The organism is Amycolatopsis sp. NPDC000009 (assembly GCF_055563465.1).
Window position 1 is genome coordinate 88026 of the sequence record NZ_JBVHDI010000026.1, and the last position, 18168, is coordinate 106193.

At 69.3% G+C, this 18168-nt stretch carries 16 protein-coding genes; 10 read left to right on the forward strand and 6 right to left on the reverse strand.

Annotated elements, in window-relative coordinates; all coding sequences use genetic code 11:
- Nucleotides 1-12: 12 nt before the first annotated feature.
- From ACZ3HL_RS40090 to ACZ3HL_RS40105, 4 genes are all read left to right on the forward strand, one after another.
- Nucleotides 13-780 (forward strand): IclR family transcriptional regulator, encoded by a 768-nt coding sequence (locus ACZ3HL_RS40090; protein ID WP_007033228.1) that lies wholly within the window; start codon nucleotides 13-15, stop codon nucleotides 778-780.
- 13 nt (nucleotides 781-793) lie between these two features.
- The gene (gene glpK / locus ACZ3HL_RS40095; protein WP_465536890.1) at nucleotides 794-2746 is read left to right on the forward strand and encodes a glycerol kinase GlpK; all 1953 of its coding nucleotides are present in this window, start codon (nucleotides 794-796) and stop codon (nucleotides 2744-2746) included.
- A gap of 176 nt (nucleotides 2747-2922) precedes the next feature.
- On the forward strand, nucleotides 2923-3192 hold the full coding sequence (locus tag ACZ3HL_RS40100) for a hypothetical protein (RefSeq protein ID WP_465411877.1): 270 nt from the start codon (nucleotides 2923-2925) through the stop codon (nucleotides 3190-3192).
- A gap of 336 nt (nucleotides 3193-3528) precedes the next feature.
- On the forward strand, nucleotides 3529-4335 hold the full coding sequence (locus ACZ3HL_RS40105; protein ID WP_465536892.1) for a serine hydrolase: 807 nt from the start codon (nucleotides 3529-3531) through the stop codon (nucleotides 4333-4335).
- Here ACZ3HL_RS40105 and ACZ3HL_RS40110 read toward each other — a convergent pair.
- Nucleotides 4292-4927, reverse strand: a complete 636-nt coding sequence (locus ACZ3HL_RS40110; protein ID WP_465536894.1) for a MerR family transcriptional regulator — start codon at nucleotides 4925-4927, stop codon at nucleotides 4292-4294. The genes ACZ3HL_RS40105 and ACZ3HL_RS40110 overlap by 44 nt on opposite strands.
- 345 nt (nucleotides 4928-5272) lie before the next feature.
- Between ACZ3HL_RS40110 and ACZ3HL_RS40115 the strand changes: the two genes are divergently transcribed.
- The 4 genes from ACZ3HL_RS40115 (at nucleotide 5273) to ACZ3HL_RS40130 (ending at nucleotide 8356) form a co-directional block, all read left to right on the forward strand.
- Nucleotides 5273-6136, forward strand: coding sequence for an alkaline phosphatase family protein (locus ACZ3HL_RS40115; protein WP_465411880.1), 864 nt, complete (start codon nucleotides 5273-5275; stop codon nucleotides 6134-6136).
- 152 nt (nucleotides 6137-6288) lie between these two features.
- Nucleotides 6289-7272, forward strand: coding sequence for a hypothetical protein (locus ACZ3HL_RS40120; RefSeq protein ID WP_465536897.1), 984 nt, complete (start codon nucleotides 6289-6291; stop codon nucleotides 7270-7272).
- A gap of 10 nt (nucleotides 7273-7282) precedes the next feature.
- Nucleotides 7283-7831, forward strand: coding sequence for an isochorismatase family protein (locus tag ACZ3HL_RS40125; RefSeq protein ID WP_465536898.1), 549 nt, complete (start codon nucleotides 7283-7285; stop codon nucleotides 7829-7831).
- Nucleotides 7832-7843: 12 nt separating this feature from the next.
- Nucleotides 7844-8356 carry a VanZ family protein gene (locus tag ACZ3HL_RS40130; RefSeq protein ID WP_465536899.1) on the forward strand — a complete coding sequence of 171 codons (513 nt, stop codon included), beginning with the start codon at nucleotides 7844-7846 and terminating at the stop codon, nucleotides 8354-8356.
- Here ACZ3HL_RS40130 and ACZ3HL_RS40135 read toward each other — a convergent pair.
- The 4 genes from ACZ3HL_RS40135 to ACZ3HL_RS40150 form a co-directional block, all read right to left on the reverse strand.
- Nucleotides 8320-10011 carry a flavin monoamine oxidase family protein gene (locus ACZ3HL_RS40135; RefSeq protein WP_465536901.1) on the reverse strand — a complete coding sequence of 564 codons (1692 nt, stop codon included), beginning with the start codon at nucleotides 10009-10011 and terminating at the stop codon, nucleotides 8320-8322. The genes ACZ3HL_RS40130 and ACZ3HL_RS40135 overlap by 37 nt on opposite strands.
- Nucleotides 10008-10763: a carbon-nitrogen hydrolase family protein gene (locus ACZ3HL_RS40140; protein WP_465536903.1), complete on the reverse strand. Its 756-nt coding sequence runs from the start codon at nucleotides 10761-10763 to the stop codon at nucleotides 10008-10010. Before ACZ3HL_RS40140 ends, ACZ3HL_RS40135 begins: the two co-directional genes overlap by 4 nt.
- A 118-nt stretch (nucleotides 10764-10881) precedes the next feature.
- A complete protein-coding gene (locus ACZ3HL_RS40145) occupies nucleotides 10882-12918 on the reverse strand; it encodes an acyltransferase family protein (protein ID WP_465536904.1) in 2037 nt (678 codons plus the stop codon).
- Between the two features lie 327 nt (nucleotides 12919-13245).
- On the reverse strand, nucleotides 13246-13740 hold the full coding sequence (locus ACZ3HL_RS40150) for a DinB family protein (protein ID WP_465536905.1): 495 nt from the start codon (nucleotides 13738-13740) through the stop codon (nucleotides 13246-13248).
- Nucleotides 13741-13902: 162 nt separating this feature from the next.
- On the opposite strand from ACZ3HL_RS40150, the gene ACZ3HL_RS40155 reads away from it, so the two are divergent.
- Nucleotides 13903-14850: a helix-turn-helix transcriptional regulator gene (locus ACZ3HL_RS40155; protein ID WP_465536906.1), complete on the forward strand. Its 948-nt coding sequence runs from the start codon at nucleotides 13903-13905 to the stop codon at nucleotides 14848-14850.
- 130 nt (nucleotides 14851-14980) lie between these two features.
- Here ACZ3HL_RS40155 and ACZ3HL_RS40160 read toward each other — a convergent pair whose 3' ends face one another.
- Nucleotides 14981-16798, reverse strand: a complete 1818-nt coding sequence (locus tag ACZ3HL_RS40160) for a flavin-containing monooxygenase (RefSeq protein WP_465536907.1) — start codon at nucleotides 16796-16798, stop codon at nucleotides 14981-14983.
- 158 nt (nucleotides 16799-16956) lie between these two features.
- Between ACZ3HL_RS40160 and ACZ3HL_RS40165 the strand changes: the two genes are divergently transcribed.
- A complete protein-coding gene (locus ACZ3HL_RS40165) occupies nucleotides 16957-18159 on the forward strand; it encodes a sigma-54-dependent transcriptional regulator family protein (protein ID WP_465536908.1) in 1203 nt (400 codons plus the stop codon).
- Nucleotides 18160-18168: the final 9 nt, after the last annotated feature.

Below are 18168 nucleotides of genomic sequence, written 5' to 3' on the forward strand. Positions count from 1 at the left end.
TACGGTTGGGCCGTGCCCGGTCCGATCCAGTCCATCGAGCGCGCCGCCGCGATCCTGCGGTTGCTGGCGCGCGGTTCGGGGCGTCTCGGAGTCGGCGAGATCGCCGATTCCCTCGAACTCGCCAAGGGAACCGCGCACGGGATCCTGCGCACCCTGCAAGGGGTCGGCTTTGTCGAACAAGACCGCGACACCGGGAAATACCAACTGGGCGCGGCACTGCTGCACCTCGGGACGAGCTACCTCGACGTCAACGAGCTCCGGTCTCGCGCGATCAACTGGGCCGACGCGCTGGCCGCGCGCAGCGGGGAAGCCGTCCGGATCGGCGCGCCGCTGGAAGGCCGGGTCCTGGTGGTGCACCACGTTTTCCGCCCCGACGACAGCCTGCAGACCCTCGACGTCGGGACGCTTCTGCCGTTGCACGCGACGGCGCTCGGGAAAGTACTCCTGGCCTACGACACCGGTCTCGTGGCATCGTTGCGCACCGGCGAACCGGAGGCCTACACCCGCCGGACCCTGGTCACCCAGACCGCGATCAAACGCGCCTGTGGCAAGGTACGCGAGGCGGGCTGGGCGAGCGAGAACGGCGAGATGATCACCGGTGAGGCCGGGATAGCGGCGCCGATCCGCGGCCACGGCGGCATCGTGGTCGGCGCGATCGGGGTGTCCGGCGCGACGGAACGGATCTGTGAAGCCGACGGCAGCCCGATCCCGCGGCTGCTCGGCCACGTGCGCGACGCGGCGCGGGCGGTCTCCCGCGATCTCGGCGCGTCCCGATGGTGATGGAGGTGCTCGCGTGGTCCAGCGCTACGTGATGTCGATCGACCAGGGCACCACGTCGACGCGGTGCATCCTGTTCGACGCGCGCGGCAGGCTGGTGTCGGTCGCCCAGCGCGAACACCAGCAGCACTTCCCCCGGCCGGGCTGGGTCGAGCACGACGCGACGGAGATCTGGCGCAACGTCGGCCGGATCGTGCCGCAGGCGCTGGCCGACGCCGGCGTCGAACCCGCCCAGGTGGCAGGCCTCGGCATCGCGAACCAGCGCGAGACGACGGTGCTGTGGGACCGGCACACCGGCAACCCGGTCGGGCGCGCGATCGTCTGGCAGGACACCCGCACCGACGCGATGCTCGAACAGCTCGCCCGCGAGCCCGGCGCCGACCGCGTCCGGCGGCTGTGCGGGCTGCCGCTGGCGACGTACTTCTCCGCTCCCCGGATCCGCTGGATGCTGGAACGTACTCCTGGCCTGCGTGAACGCGCCGAACGCGGCGACGTGCTGTTCGGCACGGTCGAGAGCTGGCTGATCTGGAACCTGACCGGCGGCCCCGAGGGCGGCGTCCACATCACCGACGTCACCAACGCCTCACGCACCATGCTGATGAACCTGCGGACGTTGTCCTGGGACGACGAACTGCTGGAGTTCTTCGACGTCCCGCGCGCGATGCTGCCCGACATCCGCCCGTCGACCGAGGTGTACGGGACGACGTCGCGGGTGGTGCCGGGGATCCGGATCGCGGCGGCGCTCGGCGACCAGCAGGCGGCGTTGTTCGGCCAGACCTGCTTCGCGCCCGGCGAGGCGAAGTGCACGTACGGCACGGGGAGCTTCCTGCTGCTGAACACCGGCCCGACACCCGTGCTGTCGACCCACGGCATGCTGACCACCGTCGGGTTCAAGATCGGTGACGAGCCCGCCGTCTACGCCCTCGAAGGGTCGATCGCCGTCACCGGGTCCTTGGTGCAGTGGTTCCGCGACGGCCTCGAACTGATCGGCAGCGCGCCCGAGATCGAGACGCTGGCGCGGACGGTCGAGGACAACGGCGGCTGCTACATCGTGCCCGCCTTCTCGGGCCTGTTCGCGCCGCACTGGCACAGCGAGGCACGCGGCGTGATCGCCGGGCTGACGTCGTACATCACCAAGGGCCACCTGGCCAGGGCCGTACTGGAGGCGACGGGCTGGCAGACGCGCGAGGTCGTCGACGCGATGAACGCCGACTCCGGGCTCGCGCTGTCGACGCTCAAGGTGGACGGCGGGATGACCGCCGACAACCTCCTGATGCAGTTCGTCGCCGACGTCCTCGACGTGCCGGTGGTGCGCCCGATGGTCGCCGAGACGGTGTCGCTGGGCGCGGCGTACGCGGCCGGGCTGTCGGTCGGGTACTGGCCGGATCTGGAGGGCCTGCGCCGCAATTGGCACCGCGCCGGGCAGTGGCTGCCGACGATGGACCCGGCCCGCCGCGACAGTGAGTACTCGCACTGGCGCCAGGCCGTGGAACTGACGTTCGGCTGGATGCGCCCCGGGCCGGCCGCCGCTCCCCCGGGCTCCGACCTGGTCGAGGTCGTCCTGGCCGATCACCGCCGGATCGAACAGTTGTTCCGGGACCTCCGCAACGACGAGGCCGACCGGCCCGCGCTGATCGCGGAGCTCTCGGCGTCCTTGGTCGCCCATGCGACCGCGACGGAGCGGATCGTCCGTCCCGAAGCGACGGAGAGCGGGCTCGCGGACGAACTGCTGGCCGTACTGGACTCCACCGACCCCGAGAAAGCGTTGGCGGTACTGGAGAATTCGGTGGACGCGCATATCCGCGCGGAGGAACGCGGATTGCTGAACGAGCTGCGGCGCACACTGTCCACTTCGGATCGCACCGGGCTCGGCCGGGCGTTCGTGGCCGAACGGCAGCGGCAACTGGACCTCGACTGCGGCACCGCGGCACACGTCCGCGAGCAGGGTTCTCGGCTACGCCTCTCGTGACGTGCTAGCCTGTCGCCGTGCGCCGCTGGACTCGACTCCGCTTGAACCGACTCGTAGTCGAGCGCGCCGGCTGAACCAGGTCGCCGGCGCGCAGTTCGGCGACCCCTCGACACGGGGCATCTCCCGGGACCTGGCCCTCCATGGCCTGTACGTTTTCCCGCCCTTGGAGTCCCACGATGTCGATCACCGCTTTCCAGGTTCCCGCCCCTCGCTCGTCCATGCTGGTCCGCCGCCGGATCGCGACCTACTTCGTCGGTGGCGTCGAGCAGATCCCCGGCCTGGTCGAGGCGCTCGGCTGCCTGGTCCACGACCTGTCCGTCGACGTCCGCGACGGCGTCCGCGAAAGCACCATGACCTGCGCCGTCCTGATCGACGCCGCCGAGGTCGAGCCGCTGCTGGACCGGCTGCGTGGGCTGTCGTCGGTCGTCTCTTCGGAACTGGTCTGACCACCTGTCCCGAAAGTCGTAACTCGCGTGATCAGAGACGTAACTCGCGTGATTGAAGGGCGATCTCGCGTGATTGGAAGGCGATCACGGTGTTCGCCGTTCAATCACGCGTGATCGCCGTTCCGGCACGAAGTCGTCCATGCCCGAGGTCACTGGTCCCGTGTCCGCGCATCGTCCGGACGACCATTCCGCCTCGGCCGATCGACCGAGGCGGAATCCCGCTTTCCCAGCTCATTTCCCGAAGCGCGAAAACACTTTTCGTGCGGTCCGCCGCCGTTACAGAGTCATGACACGAACGAGACGGGGCCACGACGATCGTCTCCGAGCATCGGCACCATGTTCGACCAGAAGACCAGGCCCATCGCAGTGCCCGGCACGAACCGGCGACCACGACTTCGGGTGACGATCCTGATCGTCTTCCCGGTGATCGCCGCGATCATCGGCTACGTGATCTTCGAGTCGGTCGCGGAAAGCCGGCCGGCGCCCGAAAGACGCGGCGCCACCGTGGTCTTCGACCGCACGTCGGGCGAACAGGTGATCCACGACCACGGTTCGGAGAGATTCCGCACGGCGTCGGTGGTGAAACTGTTCATCGCGCTGGACGCCGTCACCCGCAAGGCGAGCAAGACCGACGAAGCCCACCTCCGCCGGATGCTGGCGAAAAGCGACGACGCGGTCGCCAACACGCTCTGGACCAGGAACGGCGGCCCCGCGATCGTCACCAGGACGGTGGCGGCCGCGGGCCTGAAGAACACCTCTCCGCCCGCCGACGCGGGCCGCTGGGGCGACACACTGTCCACCGCGGACGACATCGCCGCGGTGTACCGGCGCGTCCTCAAGCTCCCGAAGGCCAAGCGGGACGTCATCCTCGGCCCCCTGCGCCAGGCGAGCCGTACCGCCGCCGACGGGTTCGACCAGTACTTCGGCATCCCTTCGGCCTTCGGCGACCGGCCATGGGCCGTGAAACAGGGCTGGGCGGCCGGGCGGGGTTCGGTGGACGCGCACACGACGGGGCTCGTCGGCGAAGGCGACCGCTACATCGTCGTCATCCTGTCCGGTTCCTCCGAAGGCACCGGTCTCGGCGAGGCGACGGCGGCGGTCACCTCGGTGGCCAGGTCCCTGGCTCCCCGGCTGGGAAAGTGACTTCGGCCGCGTTTTCCACGGCGATCTTGAAAGCGCTTACAAGGAGGTCCGCGAAACAGGCCCGGGGAGCCGGCGAGTCGTCTCCCGCCTGAGCTTTCAGCGCGGCCAACTGCTCACCGGCCAGCGGTGCGACCCGGTCCATGAACTGCCCGAGGAACCGCAGGGCGGCGACGGGCGGGATCCCGGCCACGGCGAGGTCCGCCACCGCGCGCGAAACGGACGGACGCACGACCGCCGGGGCTCCCGTCCCGTCCTTGGCGAGTACACCGTGACGTTCGAGGCAGCGGGCGACGGCGGGCTGGTCGCGGGCGATGTCCGCCATCGCCGCCTCCAGCTGCTCGGCGCGGTCCACTGTGGTCGTTCCGAGCATCGCGGCGATGGACACCAGGTTGAAGCCCTGTTTCTGCAGCATCGTGATACGCCGCAGGCGCCGCAGATGAGCCGGGCCGTAGTAGGCGGACCTGCCGTGCCGGACCGGCGGGGCGAGCAGTCCCCGCGTCTGATGCGCCCGGATATTGCGCGCCGACATGCCGACGATCGTGGAAAGTTCTTCGATCGTGTATCCGGCCGGCCTCGACGAAAAGGGCTTCACGCCGACAGTTTAACCAATGGTCGGATGAGTACACCACAGAGCGGGGCAATGACTGCACCGCTGTCGACCGGCTGAATCAGCGAGTTGCCCCAAGTTCATCGGTTCCCGGCCCTGGAACACAAGGTCGGCGGCCGGTTTACATGGTTTCATGCCAACCAATGCCGGTTTTGGGGTGTTCCACGACCTCCGGTTACTCCAGTCAGGCGATCTTGATGGGCCGAGGACTTCTTTGCCGTTTAAATGCACCAGAGACATCCGATGTCTCAACTCTGTCGACGCCCGCGGAGCGCCGCTGAACCCGATGGTTGGTCGTCAAAGTTTCAACCTTTTTCCCAGGAGGTTTCCATGTTCTGGAAACGGATCGCGGTCGCGGCCGTGGCCGCGACCGGTTTGGCCACGGCGCTGGTGGTGTCCCATCAGGACACTCCCGCCGCCGCGATAGAGCCCGCCGCGGCGAAGGTGCCCGCGTTCGACCACATCGTCCTCGTGATGTTCGAGAACAAGGACTACAAGGAGATCAGCGGCAGCTCCAAGGCACCGTACTTCAACAAACTCGCCTCGCAGGGCGCCAAGTTCACCAAGGCCTATGGGACGACGCACCCGAGCCAACCGAACTACATCGCCCAGTTCGCGGGCTCGACGCACGGTGTCGACAGCAACAAATGCCAGGATCTCGGGAACAAGGAGAACATCGCCTCCCAGCTGGCGGGGATCGGCAAGAAGTTCGTCGGTTATGCGGAGAGCATGCCGTCCGACGGCTACACCGGCTGCACGAAGGGCAAATACGCCCGGAAGCACAACAGCTGGGTCAGCTTCAGCAACGTGCCGTCGTCGGCGAACAAGAGGTTCTCGTCGTTCCCGACCGATTTCACCAAGCTGCCCCACGTCGCTTTCGTGACCCCGGATCTGTGCAGCGACATGCACGACTGTTCGGTCGACACCGGCGACAAATGGCTGAAGAAGAACCTCGACGCGTACGCGCAGTGGGCCAAGACGCACAACAGCCTGCTGATCGTCAATTTCGACGAGGACAGCGGGACGTCGGTGAACCAGATCTTCACGACGTTCGTCGGCGCCCACGTGAAGCCGGGCAGCTACAGCGAATCCATCAATCACTACTCGATCCTGCGCACGATCGAGGCGTCGTTCGGCCTGCCGGGCATCGCCAACGCGGCCACCAAGTCGCCGATCACGAGCGTGTGGCAGTAGCCGGGTGAACCCCGCGAGCGTGTCCATTGTGGACGCGCCCGCGGGCGGCCTCGGCGGGCGGTAAGGCAACGGTGCCGGGCACACCGGCCGCGTCTTGACCATCTGCCCTGCACCTCGATACTTCTTCGGCTCCCAGCAGGAAAGGCGCGACCGTGAACACCCGCACCCTGATCGTCGTCACCGGAACCCTCGCGCTGGCCGCGGCCGCCGTGATCTACGTCGGGGTGGCGGGCGCGCGCAACCAGGACGCCGCCTCGGCGGGCGCCAGCGACGCCGTCACCCTCGACGGTCCGCGGTTGCTCTTCCGCAGCACCGCCGACGCCGACCGCGGGCACGTGTCCAGCGTCAGCGCGGCCGACCCAGGCGGGGCACGGGCGGTGTCGACCGTGTCCTGCAGCCGGGTCCACGCGGCGGGCGGCACCGCGATCTGCCTGCGGCCGGAGACCGGGCTGACCACCTATCAGCTGGCCGTGCTCGACCGCCGTCTCGCGGTGACGCAGGAGATCCCACTGGTCGGGGTGCCCAACCGGGCACGGGTCTCGCCCGACGGGCAGCGGCTGGCGTGGACGGTGTTCGTCACCGGCGACTCCTACAACGGCGGCCGGTTCTCCACCCGCGCCGGCACCCTCGACCTCACCACCGACAACGTCGAAGGCACACTCGAGGACTTCGCCGTGACCGTGGACGGCAAGCCGTACAAGGCGGCCGACGTCAACTTCTGGGGCGTCACCTTCACGCGGCAGCCGAACCGGTTCTACGCCACCATGTCGACCGGCTCCCACCGGTACCTCGTCGAAGGCGACTCGAAGGCCCGCACCGTGCGGACGTTGCGGGACAACGTCGAATGCCCTTCCCTCTCCCCCGACGAGACCCGCATCGCCTACAAGTCCGCCATCGACGGCGATCCCGCGAAGGGCTGGCGGGTCTCGGTGCTCGACCTCGCGAGCGGCACGGTGACCTCGCTGGCCGAAACCCGGAGCGTCGACGACCAGCCGGCCTGGCTCGACGACCGCTCCGTCGCCTACGCCCTCCCGCGCACGCAGGGACACTCCGACGTCTGGGCCGTCCCCGCCGACGGCACCGGAACACCGCGACTGCTCATCCCGGAGGCCGAGTCGCCCGCCGCACTGCCCTAGGCTGCCGCGTATGAGGGCCGCGCTGCTGATCGTCGACATGCAGGAAATGCTCGTTCCGCTGGTCTGGCGCGGCGAGGAGCTGGCGGCCCGGATCGCCACGCTCGCCCGGCAGGCCCGCGAGAACGGTGTCCCGGTGATCGCGCTGCGGCAGATCGGCGCTCCCGGCACCGACTTCGACCCCGCCTCGCCCGGTACCCGGGTCAGCGCCCTGCTCGATCTCGAACCGGTCGACTTGGTGGTCGACAAGACGGCGACGGACTCCTTCTACCGCACCGGGCTGGCGGGGCTCCTGGTCGATCGGGGCGTCGACACCGTGGTACTGACCGGGCTGGCCACCGACTACTGCGTCGACGCGACCGCCCGGTCCGCGCAGAGCCACGGTCTCGACGTGGTGCTGGTCGCCGACGGCCACGCGCCGTCCGCCGATGGAGACCCGGCCGCCGGGCTGACCGCCGAACAGGTCATCGCCCGGCACAACCTGCTTCTGAGCACCGCGATCCATCCCGGCGGACGAGTGCGCGTGGTCTCGTCGTCGGAGGTCGAGTTCGCCGGCTCGTAGGATCGGCCCACCATGATCACGAACTTCCTGCTCGACCACTCCGCCCTCGTGCCGGTGGCGATCCTCCTGCTCGCGCTCGTCTGCGCCGTCCTGGGCCGCGCTTTCGCGGGCAGACCGCGGATCCTGTGGGCGCTCGCCGGGGTGTCCACGGTCCCGGTCTTCGCGCTGACCTTGGTGCCGACGGTGCACACGATCGACGAGGTCCTCTGCACGGTCCAGTTCTCCCTGCCCACGCTCGGCTCGGTGGAACTTCTGGCCAACATGGCGCTGTTCCTTCCGCCGGTCTGCTTCGCCGCCCTGGCGTCCCGGCGCCCCGTGACGATGCTCGCGGCGGGCTCGGCGCTGTCCGCGGTGATCGAGACGCTTCAGGCGCTCGTACCCGCGATCGGCCGTGCCTGCGACACCAACGACTGGCTGATGAACACCATCGGCGCGGTCCTCGGCGCCCTCCTCGCGGCGGGCACGGCGTGGCTGGTCGACCGCCGCGCTCAGTCGGGCAGTTCGACGGGCGCGATCTCGTCGTAGACGTCACCCGGCCCCGGATTCGCCGGGTCCGTCTCGCCACCGAAGTGACGCAGGACGCCCCACACCGCGTTCAGCGCCGTCTGGACGGCGCCTTCGGCCCAGCCCGCCGTCCACGAGACGTCGTCGCCCGCCAGGAAAAGACCCCGGTGGCGTTCCTCCAGCCGGTCCTGTTTGAAATGGGTGAACAGCCGGTGCTGGTAGCGGTAGTGGCCGGGCAGGTTGGCCTTGAACGCGCCCATGAAATGCGGTTCGGCCTCCCACGACACGGTCACCGGATCACCGATGATGTGCCGCCGGACGTCGACGCCCGGATAGATCTCCTTCAGTGACTGCAGCATCACCTCGACCCGCTCGGAGACCGAGAGCGGCAGCCACTTCAGCGAATCGTCGGCCCAGGTGTAGGACAGGCAGATCACCGCGGGCGCGTCCGGGTCGTCGCCGAGCAGGTAAGTGCCGCGGGGCATGCGGTCGGTGAGCGTCATGCTCATCGTGTCGCGGCCGGTCTCCGGGTCCTTGTCCAGCCAGAAGGGCCGGTCGACCGGGACGAAGACCTTCGAGGACTCCATGTAGTGCGTGCGCTCGATCGCGGTCCAGTGGTCGATCGGGAACAGCGCTTCGTCGCAGGCGATCTTCGACAGCAACATCCAGCTCTGGGCGGTGAACACCGCCGCCGGGTAGGTGCGGATGCGGCCTTCGGTGTCGGTCACGGTGATGTTGTTCGGCGCGGTGCGGTGCAGCCTGGCGACACCCGGGTTCGGGCTTCCGCCGTGGAGCGAGCTCAAACTCGTTCCCGCGGGCCAGAACGCCATGTCCTCGGGCGCGTGTTCCCACAACCGCAACGGAAGCTGCCTGCTCCCGCCGACGATGCTGCGGTGCTCGTCGTCGGCGCCGGTGTAGACCACCCGCAGGATCTCCAGGATCGAGTTCGGGAAGTCGGTGTCCCAGCCGCCGGTGCCGAAGCCGACCTGTCCGAAGATCTCGCGGTCGCGGAACGAGGCGAACGCGGGCGAGTCGCAGAGGAACCCGTAGAAGGTCTGGTTGTCCAGCTTGGGCACGAGTTCGTTCCACAGCCGCTTGATCGTCTTCACGTCGCGTTCGCGGATGGCCTTCTGCATCTCGGTGAACGCGGCCTGTTCGGACAGTGTGCTGTCCCAGGCGGCCGCGACCTTGCCGAAGACGGCGGGAAGTTCGTCCGCGGTGCGCGCGTAGTGGCTCTCCCCCTTGAGGTCGACGACGGTGCTCGGCGTCCCCGCGGCCAGCGGGTTCGGGAACGGCGTGGTCTCCAGGCCGACCTTGTCGATGTAGTGGAAGAGCGCGGTCGACGACGGCGGGAAGCGCATCGCGCCCATCTCCGCGACGACGTCGTCCGGGCAGCCGGGGAAGTTCACCGTGCGCAGGCGGCCGCCGATCTCGGCGATCTCGTACACGACCGGGCGCAGGCCGAGTTTCATCAGCTCGTACGCGGTGACGATGCCGGAGAGGCCCCCGCCGATCACCGCCACCTCGGTGCCGTGGCGCTCGGCGGGGAGCGAGCCGAGCCCGGCGGGGTGGGCGAGGAAATCGTCGTAGGCGAACGGGAAATCGGGGCCGAACATGGTGATCGGGCGGCCCGCCGGTTCGTCGTGGTGGATCGCGGTCGGGAGGGCGGAGGTCATGCGGAAAGTCCTCGGTACAGCTCGGGCCGTCGGTCGGCGAGGTGGGTGTTCTCCTGACGAGACGCGACGAGCGCGTCACGGGTGACTTCGGCGCTGATCAGCTCCGGGACGGCGCCCGCTCGGGCGAGCACTTCACCGGTCGGGGCGACGACGCAGGAACGGCCGCAGTAGGTCAGTTCCCGTTCGGTGTCGCAACGATTCGCGTACGCGACGAACAGCTGACTCTCGTAGGCGCGGGCGGGCACGAGCGTGTCGGCGACCAGTTCGTAGGGACTCATCAGCGCGGTCGGCACCACGAGCAGTTCGGTCCCCGCCAGCGCGTGCGCGCGCACCAGCTCGGGGAACTCGACGTCGTAGCAGATCAGCAGGCCGACGCGGAGACCGCCGAGCTCGGCCTGCACGACCGCCTCGGTGCCCGGCTCGAACCAGTCGCGGTCGATGTCACCGAAGAGATGGGTCTTGCGGTAGTTCGCCAGCCGCTGACCGCCGGGGCCGATCAGCTGGACGCTGTTGTACACGCGGCCGTCGTCGGACTCGGGGTACCCGTAGCTCAGCGCGACGCCGGTTTCCCTTGCCAGCGCGGACATCCGCGCCGCCGTCGGACCGTCGGCCGGCTCGGCGAGCTCGTGGGTACGGGCGCCGATGTGGTAGCCGGAGGTGATCATCTCGGCGGCGATCACGAGATCGGCGCCCGACGCCGCGACCGCGGATGGCAGCTCGGCGTACGAGCCCTGGTGGACGGCGACCTTCATGCCGACGACGATATCCGCCGTTCCGGTGCACCGATAAGGGCTGATCGTTGCGTGAAGGTCTGGCAGACCGTCGAATCAGTGCAGCATTACACAATTCAACGGTGATTTGTTGTCTGGATCACCCTCCCGGCGGTGGTTCCTCCGCGTGGTCGTCGGCCCAGCCGAGAGCCTCGGTGATCGCCTTCTCCGCGATGGCCGACATCGTCGACATGTAGGTCCCGCTGACGTGGTTGTCGTCGAGGTAGACGAGCACGTTGCCGATCACCGGCGGGCAGACCTCGGCGGTGCAGAAATAGTCGCTGAAGTCGAGGAACCGCACGTTCGGCGGCAGATCCGGCAATGCCCGATACGGCGGCTCCGCCGCATAGAGGTCATGGCGCGGCGTGGCGCACTCGGGCGCGTTGGCACCTCGGCTCTCGACACACGCCGACGGCGACTGGCCGAAGCGCGGGTTGTCCCGCACCGCCAGCACCGGGATGCCCGCTTCGTCGACCTTGCGCCACTGGGCGACATAACCGGCGGGAACCCGTTCCTCGACGCCGGCCTTCACATCCCTGGTGCCGATCGTCATCACCGCGTCGGGCCGGGTCGTGACGATCTCGTCGACCACGGCGGTGTTCCAGTCGATGCACGACTGGTCCCCCGGCACGGTGTCCGAGTCGGTGGAGAACGGGCAGCCGCCGCGAAGGATCGCCGTGACCTCCCAGTTCTTCTTTTCGGCGATCGGGAGAAGCGCGCCGAGGAACTGCCCGGCGTGGGAGTCGCCGGCGACCACGATCCGGCGGGCGGGATGCCCGGAGGCCTGCGACGTGCAGACCTCGAGATCGGCGTTGCGCGGGGAAGAGCCGCAGCGGGCCGGGTCGATCCCCGCCCAGTCCTCCGACACCGCGACGAACGACGGGACGAGCGCGGCGTCGGCGGCACCCCAGTAGGCGAATCCCTCGGTGTGCGCGAGCGCGCCGGGGTGGTCGGGGTCGTTCACGGCGATCGAGTAGCTCTCAGCCTGGCTCACACTCACCCACTGCCAAGCGCCCGCCGCGGCGAGCACGGCCGCGAGCGTCGCGACGCCGAACCGGTACGCGCCCCAGCGGTTCCGCGTTCCGATCGCGGAGGCTCGGACCGGTTTCTCGACCAGGTGGTGGGTGAGCACGGCGAGCGCGAACGACAGCGCGATGATCACCGCGCCGCCTCGCAGGCCCACCTCCTCGCGATCACGGGCGACGAGGTAGAACACCAGGACCGGCCAGTGCCAGAGGTAGAGCGCGTAGCTCAGGTCGCCCAGGTACGTCAGCGGACGGCTGCTGAGAAAACGATCCGCGCCGGCCTTGAAGGCGGTGTCACCCGCGAGGACCACCAGCGCCGCGGAAAGCGTCGGCCAGAGCGCGAGGTAGCCGGGGAAGACCGTCCCGACCTGGAGCACCAGGCCGCAGGAAACGAGCCCGGCCACCCCGGCCCAGCCCAACACGACGCGCGCCGGGCGGGGCACCCGGACGCGATCGACGAGCAGGGCGAGCAGGCCGCCGAGCGCGAACTCCCAGACCCGCGTCAGCGAGTCGAAGTACGCCAGCGGCTGATCGACCGCGGTCAGCCACACCGAATACGCCAGCGAAGCCGCGAACACCGTGCCGAGTACGCCGAGGAGCATCGGCCGGACGCCGCGGCGTGCCCGCTTGGCGACCAGCAGCACCAGGCCGACCAGCAGCGGCCAGACCACATAGAACTGCCCCTGGATCGACAACGACCAGAAATGCTGGACGACGCTGGCCGAGTTGTGCTGCGCGAAGTAGTCGGCGGAATCCGCCGCCAGCCGCCAGTTCTCCACATAGAGCGCGGAGGCGGCGACCTCCTTGATCGTCTGGAACCAGCGGTTCTGCGGCAGCAGCACCGTGCTCACCGCGACGACCAGCAGCAGCACGGTGAGCGCGGCCGGGAACAGCCGCTTGATCATCCGGCCCCACATCGGCCGGTACTCGATCCTCCCGCGTGCCGCCGCGCGGTGGAGCTGTCCGGTGACGAGGAAGCCGGAGATCAGGAAGAACGCGTCGACGCCGCCGGAGATCCGGCCGAGCCAGACGTGATAGACGACCACCAGAACGCACGCGAGTGCCCGCAGTCCCTGGATTTCCGGGCGGAACCGCCGCTCCGTCTCCCGCACACAACCACCACCATGCTCACCGGCCGCCGACGGGCGGGGACCTTACGGCAGGAGCCTGTGAGCGAGCTATGCCCCCTTGGTGAGTGGGGCATCGCCGGGGGTTGGGGTCGGCGGCAGGTTGCGAAAGCCACTTTCGCAACCTTCAGCGTTGCGAAAGTGGCTTTCGCAACGCCAGTGGCTCTGGGCGCGTGTCGCGGAGCACCCAATGTGGCATCGGAGACGCTCAGTGTCCCCAATGCCACATTGGGAGCACTCGACCGCCCACCGCACCGGTGGGTAGCGAACGCAGTCCCCGAAAGTGGCTTTCGCGCCACGATCGCATGACGGTCAGGTCGACTTCTGGCCGTCGATGCTCTCCCGCAGGATGTCGGCGTGGCCGGCGTGCTGAGCGGTCTCGGCGATGACGTGCGTCAGCACGCGGCGCACGCTGCGCACCGCGCCCGGCGGATTCCAGGGCGCCTCCGGCAGCGGGTGCGTCGCGGAGAGGTCCGGAATGGACGAGACGATCTCCTTCGTCCGCGCGGCCACCTGCTCGTAGCGCGCGAGGATCCCCGCGAGGGTGTCGCCGGGCAGCATCCTGAAGTTGTTCTGGTGGTCGATCGCCCATTGCGGGAACTCGCGGGCGGTCCCGGCGCCGAGGTCGGCCCAGGTCACGCCTTCCGGCAGGTCGTAGGTCATCGCGGACGGGCCCTCGGCCGCGAACCGCAGCCACATCTCCTCGATCGAGGCGACGTGTTTGATCAGGCCGCCGAGGCTCAGCTCGCTGACCGTCGGATGCTCGTCGAGTTGCTCGTCCGTGAGCCCCTGGACGGTGGTGGTCAATGCGGCGCGGACGGCGTCGAGGGCTTCGAGCAGGGTCGGCGCGCTCGGCGTCGAGGATGGTGGCGGTCATCGGGCCCTCCGGGTTGTCGTTTTCTGGCACAAGACGACTCTCGCAGGGGTAGAGGACAGGTTGTGGCCTCTACTGGAGGCATCATGGAAAACATGCCGAAGACCTCCGCGCGCCTGCTGTCGATGCTGTCGTTGCTGCAGGCCCGCCGCGACTGGCCGGGGGCACTGCTGGCCGAGCGGCTGGACATCAGCCCGCGCACCGTGCGGCGCGACGTCGACAGGCTGCGCGAACTCGGCTACCCCATCGCGACCATCAAGGGCCCCGACGGTGGGTACCGGCTCGACGCCGGGTCCGAACTGCCGCCGCTGCTGTTCGACGACGATCAGGCGGTCGCGCTGGCCGTCGCGCTCCAGATCGCCACCACCAGCGGCGCGGGGATCGAGGAAGCTGCGATGCGGGCGCTGCACACCGTCCGGCAGGTGATGCCCTCGCGGCTGCGGCGCCGGATCGACACCCTGCGGGTCACCGCGGTCGAATCGCCGGCGAGCCGGGCGGAACCCCGCGTCGACGGCGACGTCCTGCTCGCGCTCGGCGCGGCCGTGCACGCCCGCGAGATCCTGCGGTTCGACTACGCGGACGCGCCGCGCCGAGCGGAACCGCATCACCTGGTCACCTGGCACGGCCGCTGGTACCTCGTCGCCTGGGACACCGATCGCGCGGACTGGCGCACCTTCCGGGCCGACCGGATCTCGCCGCGCACCCCGACCGGACCACGGTTCACCCCACGGGAACTGCCGGCCCCCGACGTCGCCACGTTCGTCGCGAGCCGCTTCCGTGGCGCGTCCGAGTCCGGCGAGTGGCCCTGTCGCGGGGAAGTCGTCCTCGACCTCCCCGCGACCACGGTGTCCCACTACGTTCGCGACGGTGTCGTGGAAGAACTCGGGCCCGATCGGTGCCGTCTGGTGCTGGGCTCGTGGTCATGGGCCGGGCTCGCGGCGAGTATCGGCCGGTTCGACGCCGGCATCGAGGTCGTCGGGCCTCCCGAACTCAAGGAGGCCTTCGCCGTCCTGGCCCGCCGCTATGCGAAGGCCGCCCGCTGAACACGGATACGACGCCGGGACCGCCCAGGGTCTGGGGACGGTGCCCGACGTCGCCTACCGCCCGGGGTCCGGAGGCGGTGCCCTCCGGCACCGGGACCGCCCGGGATCCCGGTTGCCGAAGTTTCGAGGCTCACGCCTTGTGGCGCACCTCCTGGAGGCCGTACACCGGCGTCGGGATGCCCTCGTAACGCGCCTTCAGCTGCAGCGCGAGGTAAAGCGAGTAGTGGCGCGACTGGTGCAGGTTCCCGCCGTGGAACCAAAGGCCTTCCTGCTGGGTGGGTTTCCACATGTTGCGCTGCTCCCCCTCCCACGGGCCTGGGTCCTTCGTCGTCCCGGAGCCGAGGCCCCAGCATTTGCCGACGAGATCCGCGGTCTCCTGCCCGACCAGATCGGCGACCCAGCCGTTCATCGAGCCGTAGCCGGTCGCGTAGACGACGAGGTCCGCCTTCAGTTCCGTGCCGTCGGACAGCACGACCGCGTCACGCGTCAGATGGCCGACCTGTCCGTGGGCCAGTTTGATCTTCCCGTCGGCGACCAGTTCCGAAGCGCCGACGTCGATGTAGTAGCCCGATCCACGACGCAGGTACTTCAGGAACAGGCCGGATCCGTCGTCGCCCCAGTCGTGCTGGAACCCGGCCGCTTCCAGCCGCGCGTAGAAGTCCTTGTCCCGCTCGCGGATCGCGTCGTACACCGGGATCTGGAACTGCGGCATGATCCGGTACGGGATCGACGCGAAGATCATGTCCGCCTTGTCGGTGGTGATCCCCGACCGCACCGCGCGTTCCGAGTACAGGTCGCCGAGTCCCAGCTCCATCAACGAATCCGACTTCACCACGTGGGTGGAGGACCGCTGCACCATGGTGACGTCCGCGCCGTGTTCCCACAGTGCCGCGCAGATGTCGTGCGCGGAGTTGTTGGAGCCGACCACGACGGCCTTCTTGCCCGCGTAGGAGTCCGGGCCCGGGTGCTGGGACGAATGGTGCTGATCGCCCTCGAAAACGTCCATTCCGGGGAACGACGGGAGATTCGGCTTCCCCGACATCCCGGTCGCGAACACGACGTGCCGTGGTGTGAGCACCAGTTCCTCGCCCTCGCGGACCACGGTCACCAGCCACTGCCGCTGTTCCTCGTCCCAGGACGCCGAGGTGACCTCGGTGCTGGTCCAGTACGGCACTTCCATGAGCCGCGTGTACATCTCGAGCCAGTCGGCGATCTTGTCCTTGGGGGTGAACACCGGCCAGTTGTCCGGGAACGGCAGGTAGGGCAGGTGGTCGTACCAGACCGGGTCGTGCAGGCAGAGGTTCTTGTACCGCTTGCGCCACGAATCGCCCGGCCGCTCGTTGCGTTCCAGGACCAGCGTCGGCACGTCGAGCTGCCGGAGCCTGGCGCCGAGCGCGATCCCGCCCTGTCCGCCGCCGATGACGACGACGTACGGCTGCTGCTCGTAGCCGAGCCGGGTCTGTTCCTCCTCGCGTTTCTCGGCCCAGGACTTCCGGCCGCGCACGACACCGTGCTCGACACCCTTCGGCCGCTGATCGTTGCGACGTTCCTCGAAACCTTTGAGCTCGCGCAGACTCGTCAGCAGCGTCCAGGCGCCTTCGTCCTTCAGCCTCAGATGGCCCTTCGCGCGTCCGGTCGCGGTTTCGAATTCGAGCCACGCTTCGGTCACGCCGTCGGCTTCGGTCGGCGTCTCGGTCGTACGGAACCCGGACGGGCCGACCCGGTCGAGGCACGCGCCGAGCATGCCCGCCACCTCGTCCCGGCCTTCGACCGTCTTGATCGTCCAAGTGAAGGCGACCAGGTCACGCCAGTAACTGTCGACGGCGAAAAGCGCCGCGGCGGCTTCGACATCGCGGGCGGCGAGAGCCGATTCGAACCGGCTCAACCAGGCGTCCACCCGAGCCTGCGGCGAGCCCGTCGCCTCGATCCGGTCCACCGTCTGTGTCATGGCCACTCCTGAACGTCGGCGTTCGGCTGTTACCCCGATCACACGCCTCGGGTGGGTACGGGGGCAAAGGTTGCAGCGTGTTGCACCTCCGGCTCCTTGGCGCGCCTCTGCGGGCGGTCCTATGCTGGTCAGTCGACGCGATGGTGCGGAGGTGGCCTGTGAGCGTGCACAGCTCGGTCCCGCCCGGCGTCGACCTGCCGATGCACGCCCGGGATCTGATCCGCATGCACGAAGCGGTGATCGGCGGCGGCCGTCCGCGGGTCCGGCCGCGGCCGCTGGTGTCGCGGTCGTGGTCACGGATGCTGAGCCTCGGGCTCGCCGCCGACGGGGTGAACACCCGGGATTCGGTGCCGCTCGACGAGGTCGCCCGCCGTCGCCGCGCCTCCCCGCTGCGGCTGGTGGTGGAGGACCTCGGCCAGGTGGTCGGCGCGACGGCCGACACCGCGAACATGCTGCTGGTGGTGACGGACGCCGACGGGATCATCCTCTGGCGGGTGGGCTCGTCCGCCGTACGGCGCCGGGCCGACACCCTGGGCTTCACCGAGGGCGCCGTCTGGACCGAGACCAGGGTCGGCACCAACGCGATCGGCACCGCGCTCGCCGAGGCCGCACCCGTGGAGCTGCTCGCCGGGGAACACTTCGAACAGGGTCAGCATCCCTGGTACTGCACCGCCTCACCGGTGCACGATCCGCGCACCGGTGAACTGCTCGGCGTGATCGACGTCAGCGGTCCCGCGCTGACCCTCCACCCGGCGATCGGCGCGCTGGTGGAGACCGGGCGGCGCCTGGTCGAATCCGAACTCTGGCGGCACCATCAGCAGGGTCTCGACCGGCTGCGCCGGACCGCCGAACCGGTGGTGACCGGCGTGGGCGGCCCGGTACTGCTGGTGGACGACGACGGCTGGGTGGCCCACTCCGCCGGGGTCGCCTCCGGCGCGCGGATCGCGGCGCCCGCGGAAGGTCAGATCCTCGCCGTGCCGGGACTCGGCGCCTGCCTGCCCGAACGGCTGACCGAAGGCTGGCTCGTCCGCCCCGCCGACACCGCGCGCCGCGTCCGGCTGGATCTCGAACTCGGTCACGCGCCGATGCTGCGGATGGCGTCGGGCGACGTCGGCTGGGTCCGCACGGTGACCCCCCGGCACGCGGAGATCCTGGTTCACCTCGACACGGCGGGCTCGTCCGGGCTTTCGGCCGAGGCGCTCAGCCGGGCGCTCTACGGCGACGCCGAACACCTCGTCACCGTCCGCGCCGAGGTCTCCCGGCTGCGACGGCTGCTCGGGGCCATTGTGGACACGCGGCCGTACCGGCTCGCCGCGGGCGTCACCCTGACGGTCCACAAAGGATCAGAAGTCGGCGGCTGAATCCCGCCC